This window comes from Hafnia sp., from assembly GCF_036648275.1.
In the GTDB taxonomy this organism is placed as follows: Bacteria; Pseudomonadota; Gammaproteobacteria; order Enterobacterales; family Enterobacteriaceae; genus Hafnia; species Hafnia alvei.
This window is the reverse complement of the sequence record NZ_JAVXIQ010000001.1, coordinates 350,281-371,017: the sequence shown is the minus strand read 5'-3', so window position 1 is coordinate 371,017 and position 20,737 is coordinate 350,281. Positions and strand designations below refer to the sequence as shown.

General features: G+C 49.3%; 15 protein-coding genes and 2 tRNA genes. 7 read left to right on the top strand and 10 right to left on the bottom strand.

The features are described 5' to 3' along the window. Positions 1–40 precede the first annotated feature (40 nt). The 4 genes from RSC70_RS01885 to RSC70_RS01870 all read right to left on the bottom strand — a co-directional run bounded on the left by RSC70_RS01885 (position 41) and on the right by RSC70_RS01870 (position 4,143). A complete protein-coding gene (locus RSC70_RS01885; RefSeq protein WP_282814633.1) occupies positions 41–613 on the bottom strand; it encodes a TorD/DmsD family molecular chaperone in 573 nt (190 codons plus the stop codon). 90 nt (positions 614–703) lie between these two features. Then, complete coding sequence (locus tag RSC70_RS01880; RefSeq protein WP_103009589.1) at positions 704–1,441, bottom strand: phosphatase; 738 nt, start codon at positions 1,439–1,441, stop codon at positions 704–706. 227 nt (positions 1,442–1,668) lie between these two features. Then, positions 1,669–2,610 carry a glyoxylate/hydroxypyruvate reductase GhrA gene (gene ghrA, locus RSC70_RS01875; RefSeq protein WP_040045128.1) on the bottom strand — a complete coding sequence of 314 codons (942 nt, stop codon included), beginning with the start codon at positions 2,608–2,610 and terminating at the stop codon, positions 1,669–1,671. 51 nt (positions 2,611–2,661) lie between these two features. After that, positions 2,662–4,143: a peptide MFS transporter gene (locus tag RSC70_RS01870; protein ID WP_332541498.1), complete on the bottom strand. Its 1,482-nt coding sequence runs from the start codon at positions 4,141–4,143 to the stop codon at positions 2,662–2,664. 328 nt (positions 4,144–4,471) lie between these two features. Between RSC70_RS01870 and RSC70_RS01865 the strand changes: the two genes are divergently transcribed. Beyond that, positions 4,472–5,653 (top strand): ABC transporter substrate-binding protein, encoded by a 1,182-nt coding sequence (locus tag RSC70_RS01865; protein WP_282806605.1) that lies wholly within the window; start codon positions 4,472–4,474, stop codon positions 5,651–5,653. 152 nt (positions 5,654–5,805) lie between these two features. Continuing rightward, positions 5,806–5,895 (top strand) — tRNA-Ser (locus RSC70_RS01860). Between the two features lie 74 nt (positions 5,896–5,969). On the opposite strand, the gene RSC70_RS01855 is transcribed toward RSC70_RS01860, so the two are convergent. After that, the gene (locus tag RSC70_RS01855) at positions 5,970–6,395 is read right to left on the bottom strand and encodes an organic hydroperoxide resistance protein (RefSeq protein WP_040045131.1); all 426 of its coding nucleotides are present in this window, start codon (positions 6,393–6,395) and stop codon (positions 5,970–5,972) included. 249 nt (positions 6,396–6,644) lie between these two features. On the opposite strand from RSC70_RS01855, the gene RSC70_RS01850 reads away from it, so the two are divergent. Then, positions 6,645–6,734: transfer RNA gene (locus RSC70_RS01850), tRNA-Ser, on the top strand. Positions 6,735–6,849: 115 nt separating this feature from the next. Here the strand turns inward: RSC70_RS01850 and RSC70_RS01845 are convergent. From RSC70_RS01845 to RSC70_RS01825, 5 genes are read right to left on the bottom strand one after another with little or no spacing between them, the layout of a single operon-like run. Next, the gene (locus RSC70_RS01845) at positions 6,850–8,934 is read right to left on the bottom strand and encodes a heavy metal translocating P-type ATPase (RefSeq protein ID WP_282806606.1); all 2,085 of its coding nucleotides are present in this window, start codon (positions 8,932–8,934) and stop codon (positions 6,850–6,852) included. Further along, complete coding sequence (locus tag RSC70_RS01840) at positions 8,931–9,266, bottom strand: YtxH domain-containing protein (RefSeq protein ID WP_149228745.1); 336 nt, start codon at positions 9,264–9,266, stop codon at positions 8,931–8,933. Before RSC70_RS01840 ends, RSC70_RS01845 begins: the two co-directional genes overlap by 4 nt. Beyond that, positions 9,253–9,567, bottom strand: coding sequence for a hypothetical protein (locus tag RSC70_RS01835; protein ID WP_004090330.1), 315 nt, complete (start codon positions 9,565–9,567; stop codon positions 9,253–9,255). Before RSC70_RS01835 ends, RSC70_RS01840 begins: the two co-directional genes overlap by 14 nt. Further along, positions 9,551–10,255, bottom strand: a complete 705-nt coding sequence (locus RSC70_RS01830) for a YtxH domain-containing protein (protein ID WP_332541497.1) — start codon at positions 10,253–10,255, stop codon at positions 9,551–9,553. The genes RSC70_RS01835 and RSC70_RS01830 overlap by 17 nt, the downstream gene beginning before the upstream one ends. 11 nt (positions 10,256–10,266) lie before the next feature. Beyond that, positions 10,267–10,599, bottom strand: coding sequence for an HMA2 domain-containing protein (locus tag RSC70_RS01825; protein ID WP_234618381.1), 333 nt, complete (start codon positions 10,597–10,599; stop codon positions 10,267–10,269). Positions 10,600–10,849: 250 nt separating this feature from the next. Between RSC70_RS01825 and RSC70_RS01820 the strand changes: the two genes are divergently transcribed. From RSC70_RS01820 to RSC70_RS01805, 4 genes are all read left to right on the top strand, one after another. Further along, positions 10,850–11,215 carry an HMA2 domain-containing protein gene (locus RSC70_RS01820; RefSeq protein WP_130998574.1) on the top strand — a complete coding sequence of 122 codons (366 nt, stop codon included), beginning with the start codon at positions 10,850–10,852 and terminating at the stop codon, positions 11,213–11,215. Positions 11,216–11,398: 183 nt separating this feature from the next. Next, the gene (locus RSC70_RS01815; protein ID WP_025801859.1) at positions 11,399–11,875 is read left to right on the top strand and encodes a heme-degrading domain-containing protein; all 477 of its coding nucleotides are present in this window, start codon (positions 11,399–11,401) and stop codon (positions 11,873–11,875) included. A gap of 1,160 nt (positions 11,876–13,035) precedes the next feature. Beyond that, entirely contained in the window at positions 13,036–14,748 is a 1,713-nt protein-coding gene (dauA, locus tag RSC70_RS01810; protein WP_332541496.1) for a C4-dicarboxylic acid transporter DauA, read from the top strand. 787 nt (positions 14,749–15,535) lie between these two features. Further along, positions 15,536–20,581 carry an Ig-like domain-containing protein gene (locus RSC70_RS01805; RefSeq protein WP_332541495.1) on the top strand — a complete coding sequence of 1,682 codons (5,046 nt, stop codon included), beginning with the start codon at positions 15,536–15,538 and terminating at the stop codon, positions 20,579–20,581. The last annotated feature ends 156 nt before the right edge of the window (positions 20,582–20,737 follow it).

Here is a 20,737-nt window from a genome sequence, read left to right as displayed (position 1 = left end):
TCATGAACATCGGCTTTTTTATTTATCAGATCGAAAACATTTATTCTGCGTCTTCAGCAGAGTCTTCGCCTTCAGAAAGTTCATCCCACATGGCCTGAAGCGCTTCGCGCGTCAATTCAGCCAGCGTGCGATAAAACGCGGTGGTTGCATGGGCTTCGACTTTGCCCAAAAACTTCCCACACCACGGCAGCAAATACTCATCAAACAGCGCCATTTGCGCCTGAATTTCATCTTCGGCAGACTGATCTTCCAACCACGATGCGGCAAGCAACAACTGCCCGAACGCGTCAGCAGGCTGATCGCCTAAAGGCATTCCACGCTGGGTTAAAAAATCGCGAACTTCTTGCTCGGTAGCATTCTCTTGATAATCACTACGATGAATATCGACTGACGCGTCGGCACCGCTAAACATGGCTTTATAATCAACGCTTAACGCGGCACGATCTTTAGCTGCGGTTTGCAAACGGGTCAGTAGGCCGTCTTGCTCAATTGGCCAAAACTGTTGCAGCTTACCTTGCGCCATCAGATCAAATACAGGGGTCAATACAGCATCCTGCGGCTGACGGGAAAATAGGCTTCCCAGCAAACGGCAGATGATAGAAAAATCGTTCATCTTTAATCCTGAAATATATGGCCTGAAAAATGTGGCCTACAAAAATGGCTTAAAATGTGACATTGTCACTTCACGCAAATCGCTAGTTAATTACCAATCGGCCAGTTCGGGGATTGCCCCCTTCCCTCGTTCAACCAGAAAATCGAGCAGACGGCGCGGCGTTACGTTGAGCACTCGATCCTGCGGGAAGTTTACCTCATTCATGATTCGGATACAGTGATCAAAACTTCCCAGCGAAAATGCGACATGTGAATCTGACCCTAGCGACAGATAACCGCCGGCATCACGCACCGCTTCTGCAATGGCTCGGCAGTTTGCTTCACTGCCAATTCGCGAATGTGTAAATGAGGAGTTATTCAGTTCTAGCGCCACGTTATAACGCGCAGCCGCTTCAGCAACCGCGCGAATATCGATTGGAAACTTTGGATTACCTGGATGGCTAATAATATCAGCATCGCCGTTGGCCATCGTGGCGATCATAGCTTCGGTATGGCTATCGCGGTCACGCGGTGCAAAAACCGGCTCGTGAAATCCTGCAATAATCAAATCCATCTCGTCTAACATACGGCCCGTGCAGTCAATTTCGCCCTGCGTATTCTTAATGTTAGATTCGATGCCGCGCAAAATAGCCACGCCATCAACAATTCGTGGCCATACACGCATATTCATGAAATGCCAATAATGCGGCGCATCGGCCATATCAGGGCCGTGATCGGTAATGGCGAAAAGTTTGATACCACACTTTTTTGCTTGGACAATATAGTCATGAAGGGTGCTGTAAGCGTGGGTACTTGCCACGGTGTGCATATGCAAATCTACGGGATACATGGCTTCTCCTGTCTAAGGCCCGCTGGTTTTGGCACCAGCAGGCGTGTCCCTATAAGGTTAGCAAATAGAACGTATTCATACAGCAATGAATATTTTCTATCCCCAAGTTACTTCGAGATGCAGGTAGGCGGCAAGTTTGTGAAGCCCTAGGAGCATAGATAACTATGTGACTAGGGTAAGCAAACGCAGCCAACACCCCTGCATCTTGAAGGACGACGGGGATATCATCAATAACCTAAATCCATGTTTACTACACCTTCCGGCGTTTTCCCTGCTTCAATCGCCAAGATGTTCTGTGCGACATAATCCATCGCAACTTCTGGCAGGGTAATAGCGGCGATATGTGGTGTAATCGTCACTCGAGGGTGTTTCCAGAAAGGATGATCGGTCGCCAAAGGTTCTTTGGCAAACACGTCGAGCGTTGCCGCGGCAACTTGCCCAGACTCCAGTGCCGCCAGCAAATCATCCTCTTTCATGTGCGCACCACGCGCCAAATTGATGATATAGGCTCCTGCATTGAGCTGCGCAAACAGAGACTGGTCGAGAATACCCACAGTTTCTGGCGTATTCGGTAGCAGGTTTATCAGCAACTGGGTCCCTTGCAGGAATGACGCAAACTGATCTTGGCCGAAGAAACTCTGAACGTCGCTATAGTGTTTTTCCGTGCGGCTCCAGCAGCGAACCTGTAGGCCAAATGAAGCCAAGCGCTCAGCCACTTTTCCGCCCAGAACCCCCGCACCCAAAACACCTACTACAAACTGAGAGGCGTCATGCGGTGCCAGATACTGCCATACGCCCTGACGCTGCTGTAGGTCATACTCATCGAAGCGACGGAAGTAGCGCAGCGCAGCAGCAGCCGCATATTCTTCCATCTGCAAAGCCATTCCGGTGTCTTCTAAACGCACCAGCGGAACACCTTTCGGCAACGTTCCAGGATTCGCTCTTTCCTGAGCCAAAATCGCGTCAACGCCCGCACCCAGTGCAAATACGCCACGTAAGTCTTGACGCTTAGCCAGCATCTCAAACGGCGGTTGCCAAACCAGTGCGTAGTCTGCGGGCTTATCATCCCCAGATTGCCACTGGCGAATATTCGCTTCCGGTAAACGTTTCCGCATACCATCCAGCCAAATCTGCGCATTAAAAAACGGATGGTAGTAAATGATATCCACTTCGTGCCTCCAGTTTTTCTGTCTTAATCGTATTGTTCGCTCGTTGCGGTATTAGCTAGCCTGACGCTGTTGGGCAATTAATCGACGCAGCAGCGGAATTAACAACACCAACATTACGCCCGTAGCGACAGAACCCCAGCCTAGCGCATTGAATACGCTGCTATAGCCAGGGTTAGTTTCCAACGGCGTGCTACCACTATTTTGCGGCATCAGCCCCGAAACATATCCGGCCAGCACGGAGGCCACACCGGTTACCATCATCCAGCAGCCCATCATCAAACCCTGATGACGTGCCGGTGCCAGTTTGCCGATCATCGCGTAACCAATCGGCGAAATCATCAGCTCACCAAAGCTTTGCAGCACATAGCTCAACGCAATCCATTTGAATGCGACTAAACCATCACCGCCTGCAAGTTGGATCCCCAGCGGCAGAACCAGCATACCTAATCCCATGCAAAACAGTGAGGCACAAAATTGCAAAGGTATATCAATGTTTAAGCCACGTTCACGTAGGCGTTTAAATAGGAGTGCCATCAGCGGTCCACCGACGACAATCACTACCGTATTAATATTTTGGATCCACTGAGGCGCCACACGCAGGCCATAAACATTCAGATCGATATTATGCTCAGAGAATAACATCAGCCCCATTGGTGCCAGCTGATACAGCGACCAGAATACTAGGGAGCCCGCGGCTAAAATCAGATAGGCAACCATGCGGCGACGTTCGTCTGCTTCACGATGACGCAGCGTCATAATGCACAACATAATGAAAATCAGGATGCCGAGCACAACCACAAAATAGCTGCTGAAATCGGCGTGGGTCAGTAGCACACGAATTATCGGCACTAATGCCACCAGCACAACTAGGCCCGCTAGCATTCGCAAATAGAAAGATTTTCGCGATGCCTGCTTGAGCGGCGTGTTGATGTCCGCCAAAATTTGCCAGCGCGACAGCGTCACCAGAATGGCTACTGCGTTACCGATGGTGGCAAATAAAAACAGTGCGCGATAGTTTTCACTGAGTTGGAAATAACCCGCGACGGCAAAACCAGCAAAAAAGCCAAGGTTCATGCCCGCATAGTTCCAAAGGAATGCGCCCTCACGGCGATCGTCGTCCGGCGCAAAGCGCTGAGTCAGCATCATGTTCAGACAGGTGACGTTTAATCCGCTGCCGGTGAGGAACATCGCCAATCCCCAATACAGGCCAGATACGCCCATCTCTGCAATCATGTAACAGCCGATGACCTGCAATACCATACCTAAAATAAAGAGGTTACGGTTGCTTAGGCAACGGCCGCCGAGATAGCCACCAAACAGGTGGAGACCATAGTTAAACGCACCAAATACGCCCATCATGGCATTGGCATCGCTTTCGCTAAATCCTAAGCGCTTGGTCGCATAGAGAACCAAGGTGGAGTAAAGCACGGCAAAGCCAAGCGTTGAAAAGGTTTGGATAAAGAATAGAGCACCAGAGCCAGCCGGAATGGCGCTGCGGTGTGAAGTTGGTTGAATGGGTGTCGTCGAGCTCACCGCTTTCCCCTTGCTAAATGATGTTGTACACACTCTTCCTGAGAGTTACCTGAGCCTAGGCTCGGCGGGCTTGTTGGCTATTATTCCGTTATCTTTTGTTCAAGCCTCACTCTCATTTAGCGGGATAAATATCCAAAACACCAGAGCTAATGTTGTTATTTCGTCTGTTTAGTCATTATTTATCCAGTTTAATGGCGTAACTATTCATGTTTACTGGTTTTAAAAACTTACGACACCTTCATCTATATGGCTTGTATATGGCTTGAAGCTAATGTTTTTATATACAAAGGCCATTACAATCTGGTTTTCAATATTGCTAAGGCTGATTATGCGTCTGCGAAATCTACTCCCTACCCTTTTGACCAGTTTGTGTTTGCTCGCCCCTACGGTGTACGCCGATGCAACCGAACCCACAACTGCATGGGCGCAAACTCAGCAACAGGCAAAAGGCCAAACGGTTTATTTCAACGCTTGGGGAGGTAGCACGCAGGTGAATAGCTATCTCGACTGGGCCACAACCGAGCTACAAACCCGCTACGGCATTACGCTAAAACAGGTAAAAGTGGCTGATATTGCCGAAACGGTCAACCGCATTCGCGCAGAGAAAGCCGCGGGTAATACCGCAAATGGCAGCGCTGATTTAGTGTGGGTTAACGGCGAAAACTTCAATGCCTTAAAACAGAATGGGCTGCTGTATGGCCCATTCGTACAGGCTTTACCCAACTGGCAATGGGTGGATAAAAAACTACCGGTAACGCAGGATTTCACCGTACCAACCGACGGATTGGAAGCGCCTTGGGGCGTCGGGCAACTGGTCTTTATCCATGATGTAAAAGCCACACCGAATCCTCCTGCCGATCTTTCCGCATTGCTTAATTATGCGAAAGTTCACCCAGGGCGAATCACCTATCCGCGCCCTCCTCAATTTCACGGTTCCAGTTTCTTGAAAACAGCGCTGATCGGATTAACGTCTGGCGTTGCACTAGACAAACCGGTCGAACCAGAAAAGTTTGCCCGTGATACGGCACCACTGTGGGCATATCTTGACGCTCTGCATCCATTCCTGTGGCGACAAGGGAAAGTTTTCCCAACCAGCGATGCCCAGATGATCCAGATGTTTAACGATAATGAGCTTGATATGGCGATTACGTTTAACCCTGGCATTGCGCCTGCGGCCATTGCCGCCGGTAGCCTGCCGCCCGATGCGCAAACTTACGCATTAAATCAAGGTGCACTCACCAACGTGCATTTCTTAGCAATCCCCTTCAACGCACGCGCTAAACCCGCTGCTGAGGTTGTGATCAACTTCCTGATGTCTCCGGAAGCACAGGCGCGTAAGGCCGATAGCCAACAATGGGGAGATCCTAGCGTGTTAGACGTTGAGCGTTTACCACAGGCTCAGCGTGCGCTATTCACCGAGCAGAAACCGCTGTTTAGCGCCATCGCGGAACCTCATCCGTCGTGGCAAGTGGCATTGGACGCTGAATGGCAAAAACGCTACGGACACTGAGGGAATGTTGTAAAAGACGCCAGCTATCGTTGAGGAAAACAACAATCTGCTGATTGTTTAGCTAAACAGTTGGTTTTGATAAAAATAAAGTTGACGCATCACGCTGTTTTCCCTACATTAGCGCCCATCGCAACGGCGACGTCGCGATAAACGGTGAGGTGTCTGAGTGGCTGAAGGAGCACGCCTGGAAAGTGTGTATACGCGAAAGCGTATCGAGGGTTCGAACCCCTCTCTCACCGCCATATTCTAACAAAAAGCCCTGAATAAAAATTCAGGGCTTTTTGCTTTTTGTCATTCAGGCGTTCGTACTGAATGGTTAAATGACGTTCAGCTTCACATCAATATTGCCGCGGGTGGCGTTGGAATATGGGCATACCTGATGAGCCTTTTTCACCAGCTCTTCCGCCACGCTGCGTTCGATACCTGGCAAACTGATATCCAATTGAACCTCAATCCCAAAGCCTCCTGGAATTTCGCCTATTCCCACTGTGCCTTCAATCTGCGCGTCGGCGGGAACTTTGACCTTCTCTTTTGAGGCCACAAATTTCAGCGCACCGAGAAAACAGGCCGAATACCCTGCGGCAAAGAGCTGTTCTGGATTGGTCACCGCACCACCTGCACCGCCCATTTCCTTTGGTACGCCCAATTTCACATCTAACACGCCGTCAGATGAGGTAGCACGACCATCTCGGCCGCCTGTGGCTTTCGCTTTTGCACGATAGACAACTTTTTCAATCGACATAACGTTTTCCTTTTGGCTGATTAGAGAATTGTGATTATGAGAGAACTGGCTTGAAAACTTTGTTTGATAACTTTCATTTGGTCACTTTCATCAGGTAACTGTAGTACATCTCGGCCAAGGATGATGTCAGAGCACTCTGATTGGCTATTCCCTCGCCATACGTGCGTTTTTACTGAAATTATTCTTGACCCTGAGTGGGTGAATCCCTATAGTAGCGCCCCGTTGCAGTGCATAGCACGGCAACAAAACGGTGAGGTGTCTGAGTGGCTGAAGGAGCACGCCTGGAAAGTGTGTATACGCGAAAGCGTATCGAGGGTTCGAACCCCTCTCTCACCGCCATATTCTATAAAAAAGCCCCGAATGAAAATTCGGGGCTTTTTTATATCTAAAATTTAGGTTTGGGGTATGACTCTCGGCCTCACACTATTCCGTTAGGCCGAGAATCGATAGCTACCTACTTTCCGGCGTTCTTGGCTGCCAAAGAGCGCAATAGCACACCCAGCGTAGTACCGTTATGCAGCAACGCACTGGCGGTTGGCGTTAACCAGCCCAGCGCCGCAGCTAGCATAATGGAACTGTTCACCCACTCCGTCAGACGAATATTGCTGTTGACCAGCTTCATCGCTTCCAAAGAGAGCTCACGCGCAGCCACAATACCGTGCAGGTGATCCTGCAACAGCACGGCGTCTGCTGCCTGCTGAGCCAGCTCCGTACTCTGGTTCATGGCTAAGCCCACGTTTGCCTGCGTCAGCACTGGAGCATCGTTGATACCGTCGCCCACGAACAAGACGCGGTGTCCCTGCTCTTGTAACTGACGAACAACCTCAACTTTACTTTCTGGCGTTGCCTGCGCATAAAAGCGGTCTATACCCAGTTCCGCGGCTAATTGCTCCGCTTTCTCCGCTTTATCGCCGGTCAACAACACAACGTTGTTGATGCCATGCTCGCGCAGCTGTGCAATCACCTGAGCGGCCTCTTCACGCACGTTGTCCTGTAGACCAATCATGCCGACGAGCTGATTATCTAAACCGATAAACAGAAGATGACGACCTTGCTGTTCAAGCTCGGCAATTTCATCCGCATACGGAGCAAAATCGATATCATAGTGACAGCTGAGGAAGTGACGGCTACCAATCACCATTTGGTGATTGTCTAGCTCACTCAACAGGCCATGAGCAATCACATATTCCACTTCGCCGTGGTTGATGTGCGGCAACTCGTGATGTTCTGCCGCCGCTACCACCGCACGCGCCAATGGATGATTGCTGTGCTCTTCAACCGAGGCCGCAATGGCCAGCAGACGCTCAGCCCACGTACGCTCAGGATCGAAGCTCACCACATCAGTCACCAGCATGTCGCCATGGGTGAGCGTACCGGTTTTATCGAAGACGACGGTATCAACCGCAGCCAACTGCTCGATTGCACGACCGCCTTTCAACAGCAGGCCGTTGCGCGCCGCACGATACATGATCGACTTGAACGCAATTGGCGTACTGAGTTTTAACGCACACGAGTAATCGACTAAGAATACTGAAGCCAGACGTTGCCAGTCACGGGTCATCGCAAATACCGCTGCGCCCACGCCCATGGTGATCGCCACGCGGCGATCGGCCATTTCCTGCGTGACCTTCTGCGTCTCGCTGCGCTGACTTAGCGAGTCGGTGATAAAGCGACGAATATTGGCCGTGGAAGAATCATCGCCCACGCGCTCAGCGCGAACGGCGATATTGCCATCTTGCACCTGCGTACCGGCATAAATCCACGCACCGACTTCACGGCGAACGGGAACGCCCTCACCGGTCATCGACGCTTGGTTGATTAACCCGACGCCGCGAATCACGGTGCCATCGGCGGGAATATTATCGCCCGGCCCCAATAGCATCACATCGCCGTTCACTAAGGCTTCAGACTGAATTTCAACGCTCTGCCCATCACGTTCAACCCAAACAGGATGCTCACGCGGTTGCATGAGGCTTGCTAGCAGCGCGTCAGAATGGCGGCTGGTTTGCTGCTCCATATATTCGCCAAGCGTCAGCAATGATTGGGTCAGCATCGCGGTACGATAATCACCACGCGCCATCGATAATCCGAGCGCCAGCGCGTCTAGCACTTCCACTTTCAGCTTACGCTGGGCAAGCTGATGCGCCCCTTCGCTCAACGTTGATGACGTCAGCAATAAGGTTGGCAGCGCCGCCCATTTTTTTGGCAACAACTGAGATAGCGCTAACCCACCGATGTTAAGTAGGTTATCGCCGCCACAGTATTCGGTTTCGTATTCGCCTTCGGATCTCTGCGCCCAGTCTAGACTGCGCAGTTTGGCTAACAGCTGTTCATCGCTGGTCGCCGCCACGTCATAGGTGATGACTGCCGAACGTGCCTCAGGCCGCAGGCGTGTCCCCGTGACACCGGGGAATGAAAGCAGCTGACGCTTTAGCCATGCCGCGCAATCTGGCATGGTGCGGAGCTGAGGAACGCGCACGCGCATACGCCCTGGCAGACGGTGTACAACAACAATCATGTCAGGAGAGATAGCTTTCACTCGGCGTCCTGTTCCTTGCTGTGGTAATAATCTAGCTCAGCCTGTAAATCTGCCAGACGCTCTTTAAGCTCCTCAACTTCGCCTCGCACGGTTCCCCATGCTTTGCTCGCCGTGGTGGTGATGCCCTGCTGAACCTGACGATTCGTCAATAAATACGCAATGGCCGCACCTGCCACCATGCCGGTCAGCAAGTGAGTGCGCCCATTTGCCTGACGATAGTTCGCAGGCTGAGGAGCAGCAGGCTGCGCAGGCATCTGCTGTGGATTAACGTAGCCTTGCCCATTGTTGTAGTAGTAATACGGATAACCATAAGGATAGTTAGGCTGATTCATTGTCGTTTTCCTTATTTTTCATTGCATCCATCAGATACAGTCCGGCTGCACCGGCACTGATCACGGTCAACATTGTTAGGAGCGGGCGGCCTGCCGTAGCGCTGGCTACCGCCATGACGGCACCGCTGACCAAACCCGCTTTGGTGGCATCGCTCACCACTTTCGCCGCCGTTTGATTCAGGCTTTTTTCACCGTTTTGATAGCTACGCCACTGTTCAATACAGGACGTCGTCGTTCCTACCAAGGCGCCAGCAATCAATGCGCGGCTAACAGAACTTAATTCATCACGATTGTTGCTCATCCAGGTTTCCTTCAGACTCTTGCCCTTCGACCATCGCAGCGGCAGCAGGCGCAGGCTGGCGATGACGTTCTACAGACTCAGTGAAACCTTCTTTACCGGCTTTTAGCGTGTCGCGGAAAATCGTGCTGCTGGTGGTTGCGGTTTCTTTAATCGTTTCTGCTCCGCTCATCACACCATCTTTCACTTTCGCACCGCCGGTTTTTAACAAATCACCTGCGTTAGCCACGGTTTGCATCAACATGTTGCGTACGCTTTCATTGGTCAACAGCAGCGTGGCAGCCGCGCCGATCATCGCGCCTTTCCAGAACTCTTTATCGTCGGCACCAATGGTGCTGATGATGTTTTTCAGCAAACCCGCTTGTTCACCCATCATGCCTTCAACCATGCCCTGTGCCTGCGAGCTCCAGTCAAATCCCGGTGCGGCAGCGTGATGATGGTGATGTGGATGATGCGGATGTGGCATCATTGGCTGCTGCGGCATTGGGTAACCCATTGGAGGGAATCCCGGCATCATGTGCGGATACCAAACCGGCTGCTGTGGCCAGCCCATCGGCGGCTGTTGCGGCTGCGGAGGCATCTGCTGAGCAGGCTGTTGTTGCATTTCAGGCATTGGCGGGTAATACGGATAGCCAAACGGTGGATAATAAGGTGCACCCTGATTCATTGGGTTATTGTTGTCGTTACTCATAGTGTGATCCCTTATTTGCTTTCTGAATGTGAAAGAGTGGAGTAAATCTGCTCAAGAGCCTGATGAGCGAGAGCATCGTCTTCGCCGAAAAGCTGATTGAGCGTTGCGGGTGAGATATGCGCAGCGCTGTATTCCAGCACCAGACTTCCCGTGGCAGTATTCAATGAATAGCTACGCAAATAGCCCTCTGGATGGCATATTTCTTCAAGTGCAGACAGTTTGTTCTTACTCAGACCTGAAATCAGGCGGTTGGTGAAGCGCAAACGGATGCGCCCTGGAATATGATGAGCCACCTCAACAAAGCGACGTAGCGTCATGAGTCCGCTTAAATCTTCTAACTGCATGAAAAAATCCCGTTCGTCATTGGCGTTCAAGTACAAAGCACTTTGGATGTCTAGGGCTAATCTATCGTATAAAGCTATAGGTATTCACACTAAAAATAAGGTTTTAGCGCTATGTTTGCGGTCCATCAATTAATGATCGAAAGTGAGAATTGATACGATCGGAAAGTGCGGAAAAAGTCGGCAAGGGATAGACAGAGTGATTTCATTAATATAAATTATTCTCATTACGGTTATCATGTATGAGGTCCACATGTCACCTTACCTGCACCAAACTCAAAATCGCATTCGTGTACGTTCGGATTTTATTCAGCGCAATCCAAAGCTGATCAAAGAAGCGATCAAGCAACTGCAAGCGACAGACGGAATTGAAGAGATCACCCATCGCCTTTACGCGGGCTCGGTGGCGATTCGTTTTGACTCCAAGCAAGTAAAAGCAGCCACTCTGCTAGCTCAGATTGAGAGTATGGGTTGGTTGTCTGTGCAAAAAGACAAAGACTACATCGATAGCACCATCCGCCGTAGCGCTGTCTCTTTAGTTAAAGGCATCGCCATTCTGACCTTAAAGCGTACCGTGGGTGGCCCACTGGTGAGCGCCGTTACCGCCCTCGCCCGCTAATTTAGACTCTTTCTTAAACGCCGTTTCTGCCCGCAGAGACGGCGTTTTGCTATCTGGCGAATAAGATCTCTGATGAGCACCGCTGCTGGATTAACGTTGAACGTGCTGAGTTATAACTAACCGGTCTAGCTCTGTGCTATACCAAACGTTATGCTGCCATTTTTAGATGAAGGAAAACACGCAATGAATACTGAAGACGAATTAGCCCTGCTTGCCGCAGAAGAAGCCAGCTTGCAGTTTTCCTCATTTAATACCGATACCGCATGGGAAATTGGCTCTGAGCTAAAAGCCGAAGCAGAGCGCCGCGGCGTTGCCGTCAGTATCGATATTCAGTTAGCTGGGCACACGCTGTTTCATTACGCGATGCGTGGCACATCACCAGATAACGCTGAATGGATCCGCAGAAAGCGCAATGTGGTCAATCGCTTTCACAAAAGCTCTTATGCCATCGGCCTACGCCTACAGCAACGCAACTCCACGTTAGAGGAACGCTACGGCTTAGGTTTAAATGACTATGCCGCGCACGGCGGTTGCTTTCCGCTGATCATTAAGGACACTGGATGTGTAGGAACCATCACGGTTTCCGGTGCTCCGCAACTCGACGATCACCAGATAGTAACAACCGTAATATCTCGTTTTCTCAAGTTAACCGCTCGTTAACCAGCATGCTCACTAAAAGCAGAGATTAGCATCATATCGCTTCGCCATTGCTGTGACGCAATATACTATCAATATTGAGCAATGGCTTAGCCATAAACAGCGGGAACTATCACAAAGAAATAACGTTATTCACCAGCAATGCCACTACCGATACGGCGAGTTTCTGCAAATTAGCCGTTAGCAACCCGTGTCTGAATTAGGTATTCGCACCGATATATATTAGCTCTTCATCTATAATATAGGCATGCGTCATTTAACTAAAAAATTGCACTCTGTTGTTCATCTCAAAAAGGCTTGCATGCCAACACCCATAAACGCTGGCTAATTATTCATCAGATAGGTTAACGCGGAAGCGCTTAGTATAATTAATAAAAAAACCATGAAAACAAACAACTTAGCTGATAACGAATAGCTCACTCACAAACTCCATTGCTTAAAATAATAGTAAAAGGCAATTGATAAACTCACAGTTAGGCCTAGCAACACGTCATTAATAGCGCGGTTTATAGACTTAGCTAAAGGTTAATAGTCGATAATAGATGCGTGGTAATAATCAACTAAAAATAGTTTCACTGGTAGATAAGCCATGTTTAAAAGCGAAAAATGGCTTAACGAACGCCGAATTCATGCGAATTTATCTTCTAATAAGAATAAATATTATCATAAGAGTCAATATAGGATTTTTATTCCACTTTTAATTACCACTAATATATCTCATTCTTTTCCTCTCTCTTTTTAGAGAGAGCGTGCGCTACCTAGGCGTCAAGTTTGATTGACTCTTTGAGATTGATAAACCAGATTTTTTTCGACTTTGAGCGAGAGTTATAGACTTTAGTCAAGGCACCCTCTGCCAACTGGGTGTAAACTGTCATGGATGGTGGTTGATTCAGTCGCCTAGTTCTAGGCCTGATGAAAACAGTGGTTAGAAATTGTGCCCTTCTTTGAGATTCTGTTTTATTCGTTATTTCCGGCTAAAAAGCGATTCGTCGCTTGAGTGATTCTTTTGTGTGGATCATAGGATTTATCGCAATGAAGCAGGCTTGGGGTGTACCAAAATTGTGCCCATTTTGTCACCAGCGGGAGTCCATTTGGCCAGATGCCAATGGTGTAGTCGTTGAACCTCTCTTAGGGAGCTAGGTCACTAGCTAACAATTCGTATAATGAAAACGCATAAAATTAACGGCGTGATGCCGTTTAGCGCGCTAATAGAAGCCTGCTGGCGTGAGCCTTACAACGCACAGCGCTTTGTTAAAGATATTATTGCCGGCATCACCGTCGGTATTATTGCTATTCCTTTGGCGATGGCCCTTGCCATCGGCAGCGGCGTACCGCCTCAATATGGTTTATATACCTCAGCCGTTGCGGGTATCGTGATCGCGTTAAGCGGCGGCTCACGTTTTAGTGTTTCAGGTCCAACAGCGGCTTTCGTTGTGATTCTCTATCCGGTGTCGCAGCAGTTTGGTCTATCCGGCCTTTTGCTAGCGACCTTGATGTCTGGGGTGTTTTTGCTGCTGATGGGACTGGCTCGTTTTGGCCGTCTGATTGAATATATCCCCCTTTCCGTCACTCTGGGCTTCACCTCTGGTATTGCGATTACCATTGGAACCATGCAAATCAAGGATTTCTTCGGTTTGCATCTCGAACACGTGCCAGAAAGCTATCTCATGAAGGTCGCTGCGTTAGCACAGGCACTGCCCACCATTAGCTGGGCAGACACGCTGATTGGCGCAACCACGCTGGCAGTATTAATTCTCTGGCCTCGGTTAGGACTGCGTTTACCGGGACATTTACCAGCGCTGCTGGCCGGCACGGCTGTCATGGGTATTTTTGCGCTATTTGATACCCACGTAGCCACTATCGGTTCTCGCTTTAGCTACCTGCTAGCAGATGGCTCCCAAGGCCAAGGCATACCGCCGATCCTGCCGCAGTTTGTGCTGCCGTGGAATCTGCCATCGGGAAATGGGCAGCCCATTGATTTAAGCTGGAACACGCTGACTGCGTTGATGCCGGCGGCCTTCTCTATGGCGATGCTGGGCGCTATCGAATCCCTGCTGTGCGCCGTGGTTCTCGACGGTATGACAGGCAAAAAACATAATTCAAACGGCGAGCTTATTGGTCAAGGACTCGGTAACATTGCAGCCCCTTTCTTTGGCGGTATCACCGCTACGGCGGCGATTGCGCGCTCAGCCGCTAACGTGCGTGCGGGCGCAACCTCTCCGATCTCAGCCGTTATTCACTCACTGCTGGTGATCCTTGCCCTGCTGGTGCTCGCGCCGTGGCTCTCCTTCCTGCCGCTGGCCGCAATGGCTTCGCTGCTGTTAATGGTGGCTTGGAATATGAGCGAAGCGCATAAAGTCGTTTATCTGCTGCGTCGCGCACCCAAAGACGACATCATCGTTATGCTGATGTGTATGTCATTAACGGTGCTGTTCGACATGGTGATTGCGATTACGGTGGGGATTGTGCTGGCGTCGCTGCTGTTTATGCGACGTATTGCACGGATGACGCGCTTAAGCGTGCTAAGTGAATCAGCCGAGACGTCAACGCTGATGCTACGCGTTAGCGGGCCGCTATTCTTCGCTGCCGCCGAGCGGATTTTCTCTGAGCTGTTAGTACAAAGTGAAGATTACAATACCATCGTCATGCAATGGGACGCTGTTCCCGTGCTTGATGCAGGTGGGTTGAACGCATTCCAGCGCTTCGTTGAGGCGTTACCTGAAGGGAAACAGTTGATTATCACCGATATTCCTTTCCAACCGCTGAAAACCTTTGCTCGCGCTCGGATCGCGCCAATCTCGGGCAAACTCGCCTTCTTCTCTACCCTGCCAGACGCCGTTAAACATTTGAACGAGAGCGTAGCTTCTTCGCGCTGATTTTATTAGTGCCTAGTCCTGATATAGGTTGAGGCTTTTCAGCCTTATAACGCCCGATGAAGTTCATCGGGCGTTTTGTATTTTACCGTCAGAGGGCTCACGAAAAAAACAACCAACATCAAATCAACAGATAGTAAAATCATAAAGCCAACAATTATAAATATAATAATTCCAAAAATAGCAGTGCAAATAAATTCACCATCTCTTGAAAAAGAATGTTTTAAAAACATTTACGTTGCACCATCAGCATCATAGTTTCTCAAAATTCTATAAAAACCAGTATACATAGCCATGTGCAGTAATAGACATAATTGCATCTAGTAATATGCTAACGATAGCTATAGAATCCCCGCTTCTAATTTAATCGTAGCTAGACCTCATATATATTGCCTACGAATATAATTAACTAAAAATAATACACAGAAAAAATGACAGACAAAGCCTAGCAAGGATGCGGGGGTTGAATTACAGAAAGGAATCAATCATTTCTCAAATAAATTCCTTTTTCTTAATTCATATAACATGAATATCAGCAATAAACCTCACTCACTAAAAATTAAATTCCATTACAAAGCAAAGCATTAGCCTTTGATAAATAAAGATGGATGCTATACACAACATGGAAGTCGCTATGAAAAAAAACACAAGACACTCTAGCATTTCAATGAGGGGAATAATTTCACCTAAGGGTATGAAAATTACCTCATGGGCGATAATCCTTATTCAACTCCTTACTCCACTGCTGATTTCCGCAAGCTCTGTTGCTCGAGCAGATGAATATAAAAATATGAAGAAATCGACTCTTGGGCCTCAACCCACGGTCGATCACACTGTAAATAAAACCATTCCATCCCAAGGAAATAATAATACAGAATCTCCTGAGCCAGCACCTGCCCCCGACGCTATTAATAGCGATAATGTAATGCAGGCAGGACAAATCCTTTCCAGTGATAGCATTACTAGCTCGTCTATCAACTATGCGAAAAGCGTTGGTGAAGGTTTAATTAACCAACAAATTAACGATTGGTTGAATCAAAAGGGCACAGCCCGCGTCAGTATCGATTCTGACAGCAAGGTTTCTGGAGATATACTACTTCCCATCATTGGAAATAACGACAGTCTCTTATTTACGCAGCTTGGAATGCACGGTAATGAAGATCGAAACACGGCTAACTTAGGCCTCGGCTATCGCCAATATACTGGTGATTGGATATATGGCATTAATACCTTCTACGACTACGATTACACTGGTAAAAACGCGCGATTGGGCGTAGGCGGTGAAGCTTGGACTGATTACCTAAAGCTGGCTGCCAATAGTTATTATGGTCTGACTGGCTGGCACCAGTCTCATCTCTCCGATATGGAAGATTATGACGAACGACCTGCAAATGGCTTTGACCTGCGAGCAGAAGCCTATTTGCCTTCATACCCACAACTGGGCGCCAACATTAAATATGAACAATACTTCGGCTCAGGCATTGATTTAGGTACGGGCACGGATCCAGACGATTTAAAAGATGATCCAAAAGCTCTGACAGTAGGTCTGAACTATACACCTGTACCACTGCTCACCTTGAAAGGTGAGCACTCCGTTGGTGATAAAAATGAAAGCCTAGTCGGCCTTGATGTTACCTATCGCTTTGGTGTGCCGTGGGAGCAACAAATTAGTCCCGACTCGGTAGACACACTCCGTAGTCTGAAGGGCAGCATGTTTGAGTTTGTCGACCGCAACTATGAAATTGTTATGCAGTATCGCAAGCAAGATTTGCTGCATATTACGTTGCCCGATAATGTGAATGCCAAAGCCGCCGAAACTATTATCCTTCCTCTCACCGTGACGAAAGATAAATATGGTCTAAAAGATGTAGATTGGACGGCATCGCCTGAATTCATCGCAAACGGTGGGACATTCCGCCAACTATCACTCACACAGTTGGAAGTGAAGTTGCCCACATACGTGTATAACCAGCGCACGAATGCTGCGCAACAATATGTCATTAAAGCCGTTGGTGTGGATAACAATGGCAACAGCTCCAACACCGCAACGACCACCCTCAACGTCGCGCCATCCAAAAGCGTCATCAGCAAATTAATTATCAGCCCTTCAGGCTCATTGCCCGCTAATGACACTGATTACTTCACTGTCACGGCCATCGTTGTTGACGAACAGGGTCAACCGGCTGTTGCAGAAGCGATCAAATTCAATATTGATGACCTCAAAGACAGCACCGGCCAATCCGCGGCAACGCTATTTAAAGACGGTCATTCTGATGGTCAGGAACTAACAGCAAATACGGATAGTCTGGGAAAGGCAACAATATACGTACGTAGTAAGCTGGCTAAAGAAGGCACGATTACCGCGACCATGAGTAACGGTAACTACTTATCTGGTCGCCTAAACTTCGTCACCGATACCGCTTCGGCACAAATCAGCGATCTGGAAGTTATCAATAACAACGCACCTTCCGATGGTCAAAGCACCGATAAACTCAAAGTTACCGTTAAAGACGGTAATAGCAACCCACTGGCAAATGCCACCGTTGAGTTAAGTGCCTCTCATGGCGCAATTCTTGTCGGAGGTTCTACCGTAGTCACTGACGCCGAAGGGCAAGCCACCGTCCTCGTGACTAATCTCACCGGAGGTGACACCACGATCACAGCACGAATCAACGATAGCACCAAAACCCAAGTCATTACCTTCGTTGCAGGCAAATCAACGGCAACCATTGCGCAAGGCGATCTTACAACCACTCAAGATGCCGTTGCCAACGGTATCGCAACCAACAAGATCACAGCCAAAATCACCGATGCTAATGCAAATACCGTATCCAATGTTGCGGTACATTTCACCGTCAGCAACGGAGCTCAAATCACCACGGTGATAGGTGTTACCGGAGATGATGGGATCGCTACGGCGACGGTCACCAGCCTCAAGGCAGAGACCTATACTGTGACGGCCCAAATTCCAGACTCGGGGAACAGCGCCCAAGTGGATACCCGCTTTATCGCTGACAGCTCAACGGCAACCATTACCGATAGTAATCTGACCATTGATCCGAACGGCGCGTTGGACAACGGTGTAAATACCGACAACGTAGAAGCTATTGTCACGGACGCTAACGGAAACCTTGTGCCGAATGCCACGGTGAATTTTGTTGTAGCATCAGGCGCAACCATTACCACGGTGATCGGCACCACCGGCACGGATGGTAAGGCGACTGCAATGGTCACCAGCAGCACATCCGGAAAATACGTCGTCACAGCGACGATCAACGGCCATTCAGCCAGCAAAGACGCGGTATTTGTTGCCGACAGCGGTACGGCCACGATTACCTCTGGCAATCTGAAAGTCACCGCCGATAACGCGTTGGCAAACGGAGCCGCAATGGATGCCGTTCAAGCCAAAGTAACCGATGCACATGGCAACACCGTTCCCAACGTTACGGTGAACTTTACCGCCGACCACGGCGCAATAGTCACCACTGCATCAGCGGTAACCGACATCAACGGTTTGGCCAGTACAACCTTAAGTAACACGACATCAGGGACAACAAACATTGTTGCCGCCGTTAACGGCACAAATCAAAATGTAAATACGAACTTCTCACCGGACGATTCAACGGCAACGATTATCAAGGGCAACTTCGTCGTTACCCAGAACAACGCAAAAGCCAACGGTACGGACAGCAACAAAGTTCAAGCCACCGTGACGGACGCCAATGGGAACCCAGTGCCTAATACCGCTGTCAGCTTCACAGCAGATAACGGAGCAACAGTCGTCACGACATCGATTACCACCGATGCCCAAGGCCTCGCCAGTACCACGCTAACTAACGTCAAAGCGGGGATCACCAAAGTTACGGCAACGGTTAACAGTCATAGCGAAGCGGTAGATACCACGTTTGTCGCCGACGACAGCACGGCAACGATAACCCGTTCTAACTTAACGGTAATCGTGAACAATGCGAAGGCCAACGCCATAGATATCAATACGGTGCAGGCAAAGGTCACCGATGCGCAGGGAAACTCGGTTCCTAACGCAACGGTGAGTTTCACGGCTGATAATGGCGCAGGCGTCGCGACGTCATCCGCCACGACCGATGCTCAAGGGATTGCCAGTACCAACCTGACGAACATCACTGCCGGGATCACTAAAGTCACGGCCTCCATCAATGGTACAAGCCAAACGGTGGACACGTCCTTTGCGGCTGACGGCGGAACCTCTACGATTATCAATGGTAACCTGACCGTAACGCTTAACAACGCCAAAGCTGATGGCGCAGCCACCAATGCGGTTCAAGCAAAAGTGACCGATGCCCAAGGCAATGCGGTACCAAATGTTGATGTCAGCTTCAGTGCAAATAATGGCGCAACGGTTACCTCGGCAACGGCCAAAACTGATCTGCAAGGCCTCGCCAGTACCACGCTGACCAACGTTACAGCGGGCACAACTAAAGTCACAGCAGCCATCAACGGCAACCGCCAAACGGTAGACACCACGTTTATCGCCGACGACAGCACGGCGACCATCGTGAGCGGCGACTTGACCGTAACCGTGGATAAGGCCACAGCTAACGGTACGGACAGCAACAAAGTTCAAGCCAAAGTAACGGATGCCACGGGTAACCCTGTGCCGAATACCGCTGTCAGCTTCACGGCAGATAACGGAGCAACAGTCGTCACAACATCGGTGACCACCGATGACCAAGGTTTGGCTACCACTACCCTCACCAACGTAAAGGCAGGGATCACCAAAGTCACGGCAACGGCTAACGGCCATAGCCAGACGGTGGATACCACCTTTGCGGCCGATATCACAACAGCAGCGGTGAGTACCGTCACGCTTAACGACAGCAAGACCGATAAAATAGCTAATGGGTCAGATTCATTTACCTACACCGCCATAGTTAAAGATGCACATGGCAATCTTGTTTCGAATGCCACAGTGAACTGGTCTCAGGACAAAGGTAATGCCGTAACATTACAGGCTACAAGCAGCGTTACCGACGTTAACGGCAAAGCCTCCATTGTACTGACCAGTACCACGACAGAAGCATTATTAGTGCAAGTATCTGCATCCTTGACAAACGGAACGGTAGTTAACGCAGATAAGCAAGTTAACTTTAAACAACAGTTAGTGGAAGTCCATGGGGCTACCAGAAATGCGGTAAACGGCGCAATAATCCCGAATGTCAAAATTGATTTTTCTTTATCTGAAAATAACGCGAATGCGGAATACTCCGTAACCAGCGGTACAGACGGTAAATACAAGATCAGTATTCCACAGGGGGTTTATCAAGCAAAAGCCAGCGCAACCGGCTTTATCACATTAGATTCAACACTCGATATACAAACGGTAACGGACCTACAGCATGACTTTGTTCTATCACCGGATTTAGATGGCAAAGCAGCGCGTATTGTTCTCACGTGGAATAAAACCCCCGATGACCTAGATGCCATTCTCTTTGTGCCTTCCGTAGACAATCCATCCAAATTAATTAAAGTTTACTACAATGCTAAATCGCCGAGTAGTGCAGATGCAAAACTGGATAAGGATGACCAAAACGGCTATGGCCCTGAAACCATCACGATAGATAGTATGCATTCAGGAGTGTATTGTTACGTTGTAAATAATACTTTTGAAGGTAACAGCGGAGCGAAAGTTAAGCTTTATTTATCCGATGGAACGTCGCAGGAGTTTGACGCTCAAGATTCAACCATGGATGGATGGGACAATTGGACCGTGTTTAAAATTGACACTACATCAGGCCAAGCTAAGATCAGCACGGTAAATACATTCTCGAATGGGGCGGACGATGCTCAATGTCACTAGCCCTAATATAGGTTGACACTTACCCGCTCTATAACGCCCGATGAACTTCATCGGGCGTTTTGTATTTTAGCGTCAGATACTGACTCTCTGCCCCTATTTCTTACCTGCTGGTTTCTTGCCTGCGCCATTAAAAAAGGCACGCTATCATGCGTGCCT

Bases quoted from the DNA above. Each gene is read 5' to 3' on its own strand.
- RSC70_RS01885 (WP_282814633.1), bottom strand. From the start codon at position 613: ATGAACGATTTTTCTATCATCTGCCGTTTGCTGGGAAGCCTATTTTCC.
- RSC70_RS01880 (WP_103009589.1), bottom strand. From the start codon at position 1,441: ATGTATCCCGTAGATTTGCATATGCACACCGTGGCAAGTACCCACGCT.
- RSC70_RS01865 (WP_282806605.1), top strand. From the start codon at position 4,472: ATGCGTCTGCGAAATCTACTCCCTACCCTTTTGACCAGTTTGTGTTTG.
- RSC70_RS01855 (WP_040045131.1), bottom strand. From the start codon at position 6,395: ATGTCGATTGAAAAAGTTGTCTATCGTGCAAAAGCGAAAGCCACAGGC.
- RSC70_RS01840 (WP_149228745.1), bottom strand. From the start codon at position 9,266: ATGAATCAGCCTAACTATCCTTATGGTTATCCGTATTACTACTACAAC.
- RSC70_RS01835 (WP_004090330.1), bottom strand. From the start codon at position 9,567: ATGAGCAACAATCGTGATGAATTAAGTTCTGTTAGCCGCGCATTGATT.
- RSC70_RS01830 (WP_332541497.1), bottom strand. From the start codon at position 10,255: ATGAGTAACGACAACAATAACCCAATGAATCAGGGTGCACCTTATTAT.
- RSC70_RS01825 (WP_234618381.1), bottom strand. From the start codon at position 10,599: ATGCAGTTAGAAGATTTAAGCGGACTCATGACGCTACGTCGCTTTGTT.
- RSC70_RS01820 (WP_130998574.1), top strand. From the start codon at position 10,850: ATGTCACCTTACCTGCACCAAACTCAAAATCGCATTCGTGTACGTTCG.
- RSC70_RS01815 (WP_025801859.1), top strand. From the start codon at position 11,399: ATGAATACTGAAGACGAATTAGCCCTGCTTGCCGCAGAAGAAGCCAGC.
- dauA (WP_332541496.1), top strand. From the start codon at position 13,036: ATGAAAACGCATAAAATTAACGGCGTGATGCCGTTTAGCGCGCTAATA.
- RSC70_RS01805 (WP_332541495.1), top strand. From the start codon at position 15,536: ATGAAGAAATCGACTCTTGGGCCTCAACCCACGGTCGATCACACTGTA.